14 protein-coding genes are annotated in these 12,413 nt (G+C 60.7%); 9 read left to right on the top strand and 5 right to left on the bottom strand.

The genetic code is table 11. The annotated features are described in order from the left end of the window. Positions 1–142: 142 nt before the first annotated feature. The 9 genes from N6L27_RS02095 (at position 143) to N6L27_RS02135 (ending at position 9,089) form a co-directional block, all read left to right on the top strand. Entirely contained in the window at positions 143–1,648 is a 1,506-nt protein-coding gene (locus tag N6L27_RS02095) for a hypothetical protein (protein WP_271905433.1), read from the top strand. A 146-nt stretch (positions 1,649–1,794) separates the two neighbouring features. Then, positions 1,795–2,679 carry a DMT family transporter gene (locus tag N6L27_RS02100; protein WP_271905434.1) on the top strand — a complete coding sequence of 295 codons (885 nt, stop codon included), beginning with the start codon at positions 1,795–1,797 and terminating at the stop codon, positions 2,677–2,679. Between the two features lie 103 nt (positions 2,680–2,782). Beyond that, positions 2,783–3,907, top strand: a complete 1,125-nt coding sequence (locus N6L27_RS02105; RefSeq protein ID WP_271905435.1) for an OmpP1/FadL family transporter — start codon at positions 2,783–2,785, stop codon at positions 3,905–3,907. A gap of 141 nt (positions 3,908–4,048) precedes the next feature. Further along, the gene (locus N6L27_RS02110) at positions 4,049–4,912 is read left to right on the top strand and encodes an ATPase (RefSeq protein WP_271905436.1); all 864 of its coding nucleotides are present in this window, start codon (positions 4,049–4,051) and stop codon (positions 4,910–4,912) included. 59 nt (positions 4,913–4,971) lie between these two features. Further along, positions 4,972–5,889: a homoserine O-acetyltransferase MetA gene (metA, locus tag N6L27_RS02115; RefSeq protein WP_271905437.1), complete on the top strand. Its 918-nt coding sequence runs from the start codon at positions 4,972–4,974 to the stop codon at positions 5,887–5,889. A 1-nt stretch (position 5,890) separates the two neighbouring features. Then, positions 5,891–6,844, top strand: a complete 954-nt coding sequence (locus N6L27_RS02120) for an alpha/beta fold hydrolase (RefSeq protein ID WP_271905438.1) — start codon at positions 5,891–5,893, stop codon at positions 6,842–6,844. Positions 6,845–6,939: 95 nt separating this feature from the next. Beyond that, the gene (locus N6L27_RS02125) at positions 6,940–7,425 is read left to right on the top strand and encodes a DUF995 domain-containing protein (protein ID WP_271905439.1); all 486 of its coding nucleotides are present in this window, start codon (positions 6,940–6,942) and stop codon (positions 7,423–7,425) included. Positions 7,426–7,609: 184 nt separating this feature from the next. Next, the gene (gene ppk2 / locus N6L27_RS02130; RefSeq protein WP_271905440.1) at positions 7,610–8,479 is read left to right on the top strand and encodes a polyphosphate kinase 2; all 870 of its coding nucleotides are present in this window, start codon (positions 7,610–7,612) and stop codon (positions 8,477–8,479) included. Next, positions 8,472–9,089 (top strand): TetR/AcrR family transcriptional regulator, encoded by a 618-nt coding sequence (locus N6L27_RS02135; RefSeq protein WP_019296190.1) that lies wholly within the window; start codon positions 8,472–8,474, stop codon positions 9,087–9,089. Before ppk2 ends, N6L27_RS02135 begins: the two co-directional genes overlap by 8 nt. Positions 9,090–9,097: 8 nt before the next feature. Here the strand turns inward: N6L27_RS02135 and N6L27_RS02140 are convergent, their stop codons facing one another. The 5 genes from N6L27_RS02140 to rplM all read right to left on the bottom strand — a co-directional run bounded on the left by N6L27_RS02140 (position 9,098) and on the right by rplM (position 12,372). Continuing rightward, positions 9,098–10,156, bottom strand: coding sequence for an adenylate/guanylate cyclase domain-containing protein (locus tag N6L27_RS02140; RefSeq protein WP_271905441.1), 1,059 nt, complete (start codon positions 10,154–10,156; stop codon positions 9,098–9,100). Continuing rightward, positions 10,153–10,521 carry a group I truncated hemoglobin gene (locus tag N6L27_RS02145; RefSeq protein WP_271905442.1) on the bottom strand — a complete coding sequence of 123 codons (369 nt, stop codon included), beginning with the start codon at positions 10,519–10,521 and terminating at the stop codon, positions 10,153–10,155. The genes N6L27_RS02140 and N6L27_RS02145 overlap by 4 nt, the downstream gene beginning before the upstream one ends. 136 nt (positions 10,522–10,657) lie before the next feature. Then, on the bottom strand, positions 10,658–11,269 hold the full coding sequence (locus tag N6L27_RS02150) for a CatB-related O-acetyltransferase (protein ID WP_271905443.1): 612 nt from the start codon (positions 11,267–11,269) through the stop codon (positions 10,658–10,660). Between the two features lie 153 nt (positions 11,270–11,422). After that, positions 11,423–11,908, bottom strand: coding sequence for a 30S ribosomal protein S9 (gene rpsI, locus N6L27_RS02155; protein WP_039178184.1), 486 nt, complete (start codon positions 11,906–11,908; stop codon positions 11,423–11,425). A 5-nt stretch (positions 11,909–11,913) separates the two neighbouring features. Beyond that, the gene (rplM, locus tag N6L27_RS02160; protein ID WP_019296185.1) at positions 11,914–12,372 is read right to left on the bottom strand and encodes a 50S ribosomal protein L13; all 459 of its coding nucleotides are present in this window, start codon (positions 12,370–12,372) and stop codon (positions 11,914–11,916) included. Positions 12,373–12,413: the final 41 nt, after the last annotated feature.

Consider the following 12,413-nt stretch of genomic DNA (forward strand, 5'->3'; position numbering starts at 1 on the left):
AACCGGGCCGCCTTTTGTTGCCGCGGTCACCTTTTCCAACCGTTCACCCGGTCCGCCGCTGAAATCTCTGCGTCGTCCGGTTAACCAATTTGTCAGGCGATTTTGGGATAGTCTCCAGGACGCCGACGGCCTGGAGAACCCAATGATTATTTGCCACCCGCTGAAACTCATCTTCATCAAGACCAAAAAGGTGGGCGGCACCTCGTTTGAAATCGCTTTATCCAGCTTTTGCGACGGGACCAGTATCATCACTCCGATTTCTCCTGATGATGAAAACATCCGCGCAGAACTGGGTTATCCCGGTGCGCAAAACTATCAGCACCAAATCTGGCCTGATGGCACAGAGACGGAAGCAGAGTTCTTTAACCACATTCCGGCTTCCCAAGCCAAGCCCCTCATCCCGCAAGAGATCTGGGGCAGCTACACAAAGGTCACCATATGGCGGGACCCCTATGACGCGATCATCTCACGTTACTATTGGGAAAAGGCGGACGCGGCAGGCATTCCGTTCGGGCAATTTGTCCGCCAGTTGCCCGGCCTGCTGGCAGAAAACAGCCAGATCGCGCCGCTGGAAGGACCGGCTGCACCAGACGTTTTCCTGCGTTACGAGCACCTGGAAGAGGACATCGCGGCGCTTGGCATCGACGGGCTGTGGGAGCGGTTTACAAGCCTGCGTGCCAAAGGGAACATCAGTCCGCGCACCGGAGCTGATCCCGAAACACTCTATGCCCGGCATCCGGAGGCGGCAGAGGTCGTGGCGGAGCAATGCGCGGTGGAGATCCGCAAATTCGGCTATACGCGCCCTGGCATGGCACCTGCGGCGCCCAAGCCGGCGCAGGCCCAGAAAAGCGACTTTTTCTTCACTCTTTCTGCAGGGCGCACCGGTACGGCCTGGCTGGCGCAGTTCCTGGGTGACAATCTTCGGATCAAATCCATACATGAGCCGCTGAACATTGATGACTTCGGCACACAAATGCCGGAAATCAGGCACATGCGGACCTTCAACACTTACGGCATGAATACCCGGATGCAGAAGTTCTGGAAGGACAAGCTGGCGTCACTGCAAGCGCCTTACGCCGAATCCAACCACACTTTGGGCAAATGCGGGCTTATCGAAGCGCTGGCGGGAAGCCCCATCCGCAGCCGCACCACCGTTATCCTCCTGCGCCGCGACCTGGCCAAGCAATGCGCGAGCTATGTCAGCCGCAATGACTTCATGAATATCACCATCCGGTGGCAGTGGTACTTGGACATGGGCTACAGCAATTTGATCGTAGACCCTGCCGGTTTACTGTCGCTTGGCCAGGTCGGCTGCGCCATCTGGTACGCGCTGGAGATGGAGGCGCGCTATGCCTATTACCTGCTGAAATACGGCCAGCAGGTCAATTTTGTAGAAGCTAAGCTGGAAGAAGCAACAAAGCCCGAAGGCGCTGCAAGGCTGCTGGCCGATCTGGGCTTTAACGGCGTGCCGAAGCTCCCGGAAAAGAAGAACGCGACCCGCAATCCCTCCGATGTGACCGAAGCGCTGACCCTCGAAATTCGGACACTGCTGAACCGGCTGAACTTTGACCCGGTGGCCTCCGCGGCTGCTTATATCAAATCGGGCCGCTCCCTGGATTCACCAACCCTGCGCAGGGCAGCGGCCTGAGAGCCGGCAGGCTTCAGGCAGCCGCAGCAGCAGCCAAGCGATGAATTTCACACCCCGGCCCTGCAATCTGCGGCGCTGGGGCCTAAGGCCTTGACCCGCGGAGAGCTTTCCGCCTCTGTTCTCCCCAGTTGAACAAGGGGGCAGGCATGGCAGAGGGCGAGACACGCGCGGGACTGGCAGCGCTGTGGATGGTTGGGGCCATTGTGTCCTTCTCTGCCATGGCGATTGCCGGGCGCGAGGCCGGGCTAACGCTGGACACCTTTGAAATCATGGCCTACCGCAGCCTGGTGGGGGTGGTGATCGTGGTTGCCGTGCTGAGCGCCGCAGGCCGCTGGCATCAGGTGCGGCGGCAGCGGCTGGGCGTGCATCTGCTGCGAAACCTGTTCCACTTCACCGGCCAGAACCTGTGGTTTCTGGCGGTGACGCTGATTCCGCTGGCCCAGGTCTTTGCGCTGGAGTTCACCTCGCCGCTGTGGGTGATCATCCTGTCGCCGCTCTTGCTGGGCGAGGCGCTGACCCGACGGCGGATGCTGGCGGCAGCACTGGGTTTTGCCGGTATTCTGATTGTCGCGCGGCCCAGCCCGGAGACGCTGAGCCTTGGCCTGGCGGCAGCAGCCAGCTGTGCCATCTTCTTTGCTCTCACGGCGATCCTGACCAAACGGCTGACCCGGCATGAGCATACCGCCTCGATCCTGTTCTGGCTGACGTCCATGCAGCTGGCCATGGGGCTGCTGGCGGCCGGGTGGGATGGTGACATGGTGCTGCCCAATGCAAGCACCCTGCCCTGGCTGGTGCTGATCGGCATTGCCGGGCTGACTGCGCATTTCTGCCTGACCACGGCCTTGTCGCTGGCCCCCGCCAGCGTGGTTGTGCCGGTGGATTTTGCCCGCCTGCCTGCCATCGCCATTCTCGGCATGCTGATCTACGGAGAGGCGTTGGATGCCTGGGTGCTGGGCGGCGCTGCCATCATCTGCATTGCAAATTATCTTAATATAGTTGCAGGCCAGCCGCGCAGAACTCCGCAAAGCTGATTGAATCGGTCTAGTTGCCGTGCGGTTAATGTTGATTTGCCGAAATCCGCCCGATTACGTTTGCGTAAAGCGGCTTCCACTGGCCGCAACTCAGGGAGGAACAATGAAACGCTATCTTGCAACTTCGGCGGCTTTGGCGCTGGCATCCGGCTCTGCCATGGCAAGCGGTCTGGACCGCACCGGCCAGCCGATCGGGATCATCTTTGAAGAAGGCAACTATGCCGAATTTTCGTTCGCGACGACATCCGTGGACTTGTCGGGCAACGACCGCACCTCGCTGAACCCGTTCGGCTCCGCCACTGGCGATGTCGGTGAGCGGTTCAACATGTTTGGCGCCGGCTACAAGCGCGACATCAATGAACAGCTGTCGTTCGCTCTGATCTTTGACCAGCCGTGGGGCGTGGATGTGAACTACCCGACCACCGGGTCCCTGTTGCTTGGCGGAACGACCGCACAAGCGGATTCGAACTCGATCACCGCCCTGCTGCGCTACAAGTTCAATGAGCGCTTCAGTGTCCATGGCGGCCTGCGCTACCAGGAGCTTGACGGCGAAATCAATCTGCAAGGCGGGGCCTACACCTCCATCGGCGGCCGATACAACGTGAAGGTGGACAAGGACGGCGCCTTTGGCTGGGTGGCAGGCGTGGCCTATGAAATTCCTGATATCGCCCTGCGGGTTGCACTGACCTACAGCTCTGAGATCGAGCATGATTTCAACCTGAACGAGACCTTTGCCACCAGCGCCACCGCAAGCACCACAACAAAAACCAAAACTCCGCAATCGGTGAACCTGGACTTCCAGACCGGCATCGCCCAGGACACGCTGCTGTTTGGCGGCATCCGCTGGGCTGAGCACAGCGTAACAGATCTGGTGGTTCCGGGCCTGAGCACCCTGGCCGGCCGCTCCGTCGATCTGATTGATCTGGACGACTCGATTACTTACACCTTGGGTGTTGGACGCGCCTTCAATGACAAGTGGTCCGGTTCGGTGGCGCTGATCTATTCGGATTCGGACGGCGACAACCTGGTCTCTCCGCTGGCACCGACGCATGGCTATGAAGCGATCCGGGTCGGCGTGCAATACAAGCAGGACAACATGACCGTCTCTGCCGGCGTCCGCTATACCCAGCTGGGCGATGCGGTGGCCTCCCCTGGCGGCAGCCCGGTCACCAACTTTCAGGACAACGACGCGGTCAGCTTTGGCTTGAAGGTCGGCTTCCACTTCTAAACCAGAAACCTGCCGGGCAGTTTGCCCCGTCCCTTCCGAGGGGCGGGGTTTTCTTTTGGCGCGGCTGAAGCGCGCATGGAATTGACCCGGCCCCTACGGGTAGCTAGCAAGGCGTGACACCTTCAGGGACTTGAAATTTCCATGCTCTACTCTTCCGCACAGGACTGGCGCGACGCGCCGAACAAACGGGTGCTGTTCTTTGGCATGTCCGGGCTTGGCAAAACCTATGTCAGCAACGTTCTGCGCGGCGCCGGCAGCTGGTTCCACTATTCCATCGATTACCGCATCGGCACCCGTTATATGGGTGAATACATTGCCGACAACGCCAAGGCCGAGGCAATGAAGGTGCCCTTTCTGCGCGAACTCTTGCTGACGGATTCGATCTTCATCGGCTCCAACATCACTTTCGAGAACCTGCGCCCGGTCTCTGCCTATCTGGGCAAGCCCGGCGACACCGCCAAGGGCGGTCTGCCGATTGCCGAGTACAAGCGCCGCCAGGAGCAGTTCCGTGTCGCCGAAATCCGCGCCCTGCTGGACACCGAGTATTTCGCGGACCGGGCGCAGCAGCTTTATGGCTATCCGAATTTCATCTGCGACACCGGCGGGTCGATCTGTGAGTGGGTCGATGCCAATGACCCGAACGACCAGATCCTGTCCGAGCTGAGCAAGCACACGCTGATGGTCTGGATTAAGGGAAGCGAGGAACACACCGCCGAGCTGGTCCGCCGCTTTGACAGGGCCCCCAAGCCGATGTCCTACCAGCCGGAGTTCCTGAACCGGGTCTGGCAGGAATACCTTAAGGAAAACAAGATATCTGAGGCGGATGTGGACCCCGATGCCTTTATCCGCTGGACCTATGCCCAGGCGCTGGCGCACCGCCAGCCGCGCTATCAGGCGATGGCGGACAATTGGGGCGTCACGGTGACTGCCAGCCAGATCTCCGCCGTGAAGGATGAGGCTGGTTTCGTGGATTTGATCGCCAAGGCCCTTGAGGACCGCGGCTAACCCGCTTATCTGACAACCTCCGCTATATCGTACAACTTTCCGCAAATCAGGATACTGACATGCCCATCAAGATCCCCGCTGACCTGCCCGCCTATGACGTTCTGACGAACGAAGGCGTGATGGTCATGTCGCCGGATCAGGCGGCGCGTCAGGACATCCGGGCGCTGCGCATCGGGCTGCTGAACCTGATGCCCAAGAAGATCCAGACCGAGAACCAGTTTGCCCGGCTGATCGGGGCGACGCCCTTGCAGATCGAGCTGAGCCTGATCCGGATGACCGAGCATCAGACCAAGAACACCGCTGCCGCGCATATGGAGGAGTTCTATCACTCCTTTCAGGAAGTGAAGCACGAGAAGTTCGACGGGCTGATCATCACCGGCGCGCCGATCGAGCATCTGGACTTTCCCGAGGTCACCTATTGGGACGAGATGCGCGAGGTGTTCGAGTGGACCCAGACCAATGTGCATTCGACCTTTGGCGTCTGCTGGGGCGGCATGGCGATGATCAACCACTTCCATGGCGTGAAGAAGCACATGCTGGACCACAAGGCGTTCGGCTGCTTCCGGCACCAGAACCTGGCGCCGGCCTCGCCGTACCTGCGCGGGTTCTCGGATGATTTCGTGATCCCGGTCAGCCGCTGGACGGAGATGAAGCAAGCGGAGGTCGATACCGCCGAGGGGCTGAAGACACTTTTAGGCAGTGACGAGGTCGGCCCCTGCCTGATCGAGGACAAGGCGCACCGCGCGCTCTATATCTTCAACCATTTTGAGTACGACAGCGATACGCTGAAGCAGGAATACGACCGCGACGTGGCCAACGGCACCCCGATCAACGTGCCGGGCAACTACTATCCGGACGATGACCCCAGCCGCCAGCCGCAGAACCGCTGGCGCAGCCACGCGCATCTTCTCTATGGCAACTGGATCAATGAGATTTACCAGACAACGCCTTATGACATGGATGAGATCGGCCGCTAGGATGCTGATCTGGACAGGCCTTGCTGTGGCAGCGGGGACTGCCCTCACGCTCTGGCAGGCAGGCCGGCGCGAGGCTGCGGCTGAGACCCGCCATCCGCCGCAGGGCCAGGTTCTGGTGGTGGGCAGCCACCGGGTGCATGTGGTGGAAATGGGCCGGCCCAAGGGCAGCGCACCGGATCTGGTGCTGCTGCATGGCTCCAGCGGCAACACCCGCGACATGACGTTCCGGCTGGCACCAGCGCTGGCTGATGAGTTCCGCATCCTGATCTTCGACCGGCCTGGCCTGGGGTATTCCAGCCCGTTGAACGGCACGGGCGCAACCATTCGCCAGCAGGCAGATGTGATGCGCCAGGCCGCGGCGCAGATGGGCGCCGAGAAACCCTTGGTTCTTGGCCAGAGCTATGGCGGCGCCGTGGCGCTGGCTTGGGCAGTAGATCACCCTGAAAGCCTATCTGCCTTGGTGTCGGTGTCTGGCGTGGCCTACCCCTGGACCTCGCCGCTGGATCCGCTCTACCGCCTCACCTCCTCGCGCTTTGGCAGTGCGGTGGCGGTGCCGCTGCTGACGGCCTATGTGCCAGATGCCGTGGTCAGCCGCTCTCTGCAGGAGATCTTTGCCCCGCAAGCGGTGCCGAAGGGATACGCGGAACACTTTGGCACCCGCCTGTCGCTGCGGCGCAGCTCGCTCAGGGCCAACGCCCGGCAGCGGGCGAACCTGCTGGAGGAAGTGACAGAGCTTTCGCAGCACTATGGCAGCATCACGGTCCCGCTGGAGGTGATCCACGGCACTGAGGATGATCTGGTGAACCTCAATCTCCATGCCGAAGGGCTGGCCCGGGACGTGGACAGCGCGCGCCTGACCCTGCTGGAGGGCATTGGCCACATGCCGCAGCACGTCGCAACGGACGATGTTGCTGATGCGGTCCGCCGCGCTGCTGAGCGCGCAAATTTGCGTTAAAGCGAAGTAACCGCGGCCAATGGCGGCCCAAATACAACCTCCGCAACCCACTACACAAATCGTGCTATACTATACCTCTGGTAATGGAGGGCACCATGAAATCATCTCATCTCGCCGTCTTGGTAACGATTCTCAGCGCGGCTTTTTCAACGACACAGGCCACGGCTGACCCCAAACCGCAAAATGCGGCAGTCCCCGCGGCACAAGAACTTGCCAACTTGTACGGCGGCAATACGCAAATTTGGAAGAAATGCCAGGGCGGTGTCTACTACGGGCCGCGCTGGGAGGCGCAAGGCTACTGCGCGCAGCACCCCAACAGCGTCGGTGTCGGAAAATGGCACATCGACGGCAGAGGCCGCGTTTGCCAGAAAATGACCTGGTATCATTCCAAAGACGGTGCACTTGTCGCAAAGGAAGGCGAGGAAGAATGCATCTCTCATCTGCAGGCAGCAGACGGCATTGTCTGGCGCAGCTGGCCGAAGGACCGGGAGTGGTGGAAGGCGACCAACAGCGTGAGCCTGGAGAAGGGTTTTAAGTTTAAATCCAAAATCCGGCGGCTGCGCAAAAAACTCAAAGTCTGAGACTGCGGCAACTGATCCCTGGCGCAACATATGAATCGCTGGCGCCCGCCCGCGGCGGCCAGGTGCGGCGTTCACAGACCTGCCCCGCAGCTTCCTGCTGCGGCCTGTGCAAATTTGCGTTAAAGCGATTCACATTCCATACTCCTTTCCCATATAAAGGATTGAGGACAGGAGGGTTTTGCACATGCCGCTGCCGTTTGACGGGGCCATCAGCCGCTATTTCCAGAGCGGCGCACCGGAGGAGATCCGTAAGGCCATCAAGGGCGCGGACAAGGATGAAATCCTCAGCCCCAGCTATCCGCACAGGAAGCTGATGAAGCGCAAGGCCTATGACAAAGAGCTTGAGGCGCTGCAGATTGAACTGGTCAAGCTGCAGTCCTGGGTCAAGGCCACGGGCCAGCGGATCGCCATCGTCTTTGAGGGCCGCGATGCGGCCGGCAAGGGCGGCACAATCAAGCGGTTCCGCGAAAACCTGAACCCGCGCGGAGCGCGCATCGTGGCACTGCCCAAACCAACTGAAGCCGAGCAGAGCCAATGGTATTTTCAGCGCTATGTGCAGCAGCTGCCGTCGGGCGGCGAAATCGTGTTCTTTGACCGCAGCTGGTACAACCGCGGTGTTGTCGAAAAGGTGTTCGGATTCTGCTCGGATGCGCAGCGGGAGCGGTTCTTTGACCAGGTTCCCGACTTTGAAAAGGCGCTGGCAGAGGACGGCATCCACCTGTTCAAGTTCTGGCTGAATGTGGGCCGGGCAGAGCAGCTGCAACGGTTCCTGTCGCGGGAATCCGACCCTCTAAAAAAATGGAAGCTGAGCTCCATCGACGTGAAAGGGCTGGAGAAATGGGATGACTACAGCGCCGCCATTTCAGAAACCTTTGCGCGCAGCCACAGCCCTGAGGCCCCCTGGACAATCATCCGGTCCGATGACAAACGGCGGGCGCGGCTGGCGGCGATGCGCAGCGTACTGCACGCGATTGATTACACCAGCAAGGACGCCAAGGCGATTGGTTCTCTGGACACGGAAATAAGCGGAGGCCCGGATATCTGGGATGCCTAAACGCGGTTATCATCACGGCAACCTGCGCCAGGCGCTGGTCGAGGCCGCCCTGCAGCTGATCGAAGCCAAGGGGCCGACCGGCTTTACCCTGTCGGAAGCCGCCAAGCAGGCGGGCGTTACACCGGCTGCGGTCTACCGCCATTTCGAGGGGCGCGAGGACCTGATCGCGGAAGCCTCGCGCCAGGGCTATGTGATGTTCGCCGACCTGATGCAGCACGCCTATGACAAGTATCAGCCCTCGGCGCTGGCTGCGTTTGAGGCAACCGGGCGGGCCTATCTGGCATTTGCACGCAAACATCCCGGCCACTACATCGCCATGTTCGAAAGCGGTATTTCGGTGAACCGGACACCCGAACTGGCCGACGCCGCCGCCCGGGCACGCGCAATTCTGGAACGCGCAGCAGCGGACCTGAGCCAGCACATCCCGGCAGAAAAACGCCCGCCGGCCTCGATGTTCTCTGCCCATGTGCTGGCGATGAGCCACGGGGTAGTGGAGCTTTATGCGCGCAACTCTCCCGGTGCCGCCTCGCCGTTTCCGCCGGAGGATCTGCTGGAAAGCGGCATCGGCATCTACCTGCGCGGACTGGGGCTGATCGGGCCGGACAACTAATCCGGCAGCTAGAACCGGCCGCTGGGCTGCGGTGCGCTCAATTCATCGCCGACGTTCACGAGGTTCACCTCGCCGATGCCCTTGATGTCTTCGGGGCCGATGTCAGTGACGTGGAATTCCTCGGACAGGGCATCCTTCATTTCGTCTGGCGCGACGATTTTCATCGGGTTGGCAAAGACCTGCAGCCGCGAGGCGAGATTCACTGCGGGGCCGAAGACGTCATAGACGTACTTCTGAATACCCACCACGGACCCCACGGCAGAGCCGGTGCCAAGACCTATCCGCGCCTGCCATTTGTGCTGATGGCTTTGGTTGCGGCGGTCCAGGTAGCGCAGGAAGCGGGTGGCGCAATGGGCCACGGCGGTGGCGTGGTCCGGCGTCGGCTCCGGCATGCCTGCAACCGCCAGATAGGCATCGCCGATGGTCTTGATCCGCTCGCAGCCGTATTGCTCGACGATGCGGTCGAACGCGGTGAAAATGTCGTTCAGCTCTCCCAGCGTCACCGTCGGATCGGTGCGGGAGGCGAAATCGGTGAAGTTCACAAAATCCAGCATCACCACCGAAACCTTGGGATAGAGCTGCGGAGTAACAACACCGAAGGTCTTGAACTCCTCATAGACCGAGCGCGGCATCAGATTGAGCAGCAGCCTCTCCACCCGTTCCTTCTCACGCTCCAGCTCGCGGGTATTGCGCTCCACCATGGTGGAGTAGCTGTCGATCATGCTCTCCAGTTCGCGGATGCGGGTAATGTTCTGGCATTCCACCACCAGAAGCGCCTCGTCCAGATGGCTGGCCTGGGAGATGTTGATCGCAAAGACCAGCGTGCGGCGCTTGCGCTTGATCTTCAGCTCCGCGGAATAGCGCAGCCCCTCGTCGCAGAGCGGCCCCAAGTCTTCGGGCTGCAGGCCATCGATGGCATCGGTCAGCGCCGCGCCCTCGCCCGGTGTGCCGAACCACTCTGCAAAGGGCTGGTTGTGAAAGACAAATCCCAGATCAGAGGCCCGGACCACGGCCACGCCAACGCCGATCGCTCGCAACAGCTGTTCATTGATGGCGGCAATGCTCATGCCGCGTCCCGGGTGACGATAATGCTGCGCTTGCCCTCAATGGCGCTGAGCGTGGTGCGGATGTCCGGCTCCGACAGCCCATGCTGCTCCAGCGCGTCCTGCAGCAGTGCGCCCATCTCATCGAAATCTTCGTGGGTAATGCCGAGGGCCCTATGCACCGCCTCAAGCCTGTCGTCACTGAAAGACGCAGGGCCGCCAAGAAGCGAGGAAATGAACTTGGTCTGGTGATCAATCAGCCGTGCCATGTCGACATCGGCGAAGTAGTCGCCGATCTGGTCGGAGTCGAGCGCCAGTTCGTAAAAGGTCATCACGACCCGGCTGATGGCGCTGAACCCGCCGTATTTCTCGTAGATCGTTTGCGGCATGACAGCTGTCCCCCATCAGGAAGCGGTCCGCCTATGTTACGCTAATTTTGCGAAAATGTTAACGCCTGGAAGCCACAAGGGCAGCCCGGGCTGGAGTCCGGACTGGAAACCAGAGGTTTTTCAGCCTGTTGCGCGGTCAAGCCGCGCTTTCATCGGTGAAGGTCACCAGATCGCTCACGATGCATTGCAACCCCTCGATCAGGTCCAGCGTGGGCTGTGTGGACAGCAGCGGTGCCATTTCCTGGATCAGCGGCAGCGGCAGGTCCCACCAGCGCAGCGCCAGAAGTTTTTCGCAAACCGCCCTATCGAAGCGCTCGCGCACCAGCTGCGCCGGATTTCCGGCCCAGACCTCATAGGCGCCGACGTCGCAGGTTACGGTCGCATTGGGGCTGATCACAGCGCCATCACCGATCGTCACCCCCCCCAGCAAGGTTGCATTGGCACCGATCCAGACGTCATTGCCAACCACCACATCCTGGCAGCCCGGCCGGGGAGCATGGGTTTCGGACCCGCCCAGGTGATCTGTAAAGATTTCGCCGAAGGGAAAGGCCGTTATCCGCTCCAGCGCCGGAGACTGGTCCAGCATCACCCGAACACCGCGTCCGATCGAGCAGAAAGAGCCCACCGCCACATTTGCACCACCACCCTGCCCTTCGATCTCCATGTCCTCATATCCATGGGTGAAGCGGCCGATTTCCAGTTTGCCGTTGCCGATTGGGGCAGTCTTGAATTGCTCTGGTGATGTCATGTTGTTCTGCCTTCCGGTTCCCGTCCCAGGATTTCCAGGCCACCCTAGGAAATCTTTCTAAAGGAACCCTGAAGGCAGCCGGAATTCCGCAGCACCGGAAATGCAGAAGGGCCCGCCAGCGGCGAGCCCCTCCAAAACCATATGGTTCCCAGCTTAGCGCTTGGAGAACTGGAACGAACGGCGGGCTTTGGCCTTACCGTATTTCTTACGTTCCACAACGCGGCTGTCGCGGGTCAGGAAGCCTGCTGCTTTCAGCGCGCCGCGCAGCGACGGATCGTACAACTGCAGTGCTTTGGAGATGCCGTGCTTGACCGCGCCGGCCTGACCGGACAGGCCGCCGCCTTTGACGGTGGCGTAGACGTCAAACTCGCCTTCGACGCCGGCAACCTGAAACGGCTGGCGCAGGATCATCTGCAGCACCGGACGGGCGAAGTACTTGTTGATTTCCTTGCCGTTCACCTCGACCTTGCCGGAGCCCGGCTTGATCCAGACGCGGGCAACAGCGTCTTTACGCTTGCCGGTGGCATAGGAGCGGCCCAGTTCGTCACGAACCGGCTCACGCGCGATGGTTTCTTCAGCCACTGCTTCCACACCGGTTGCAGCTGCGAGCTCTTCGAGAGTGTTGATCTGATCAGCCATCGGTATCAGCTCCGGGTGTTTTTCTTGTTCATGGATTTGACGTCCAGAACTTCAGGGGCCTGGGCTTCGTGCGGGTGCTCGGCACCGGCGTAAACGCGCAGGTTGGTCATTTGCTGACGCGACAGGCGGTTGCCCGGCAGCATGCGCTTGACCGCTTGGGTCACAACGCGCTCCGGGTGTGCACCTTCCAGGATTTCCTGCTTGGTGCGCGACTTGATGCCGCCCGGGTGGCCAGTGTGCCAGTAGAAGTGCTCATCGCGCTTCTTGCCGGTCATCTGCACCTTTTCGGCGTTGATGATGATGACGTTGTCGCCCATGTCCATATGCGGAGTGAAGGACGCTTTGTGCTTGCCGCGCAGGCGCATGGCAACGATCGAGGCAAGACGGCCCAGCACCACGCCCTCGGCGTCGATGATGATCCACTTCTTCTCGATATCTGCCGGAGTAGCAGAGAAGGTTTTCATGGCAGGTCAATCCTGTTTGTCGTGAAGGCAGAATCCCAGAG

It is taken from the genome of Leisingera sp. SS27, assembly GCF_028368855.1.
Classification (GTDB): domain Bacteria; phylum Pseudomonadota; class Alphaproteobacteria; order Rhodobacterales; family Rhodobacteraceae; genus Leisingera.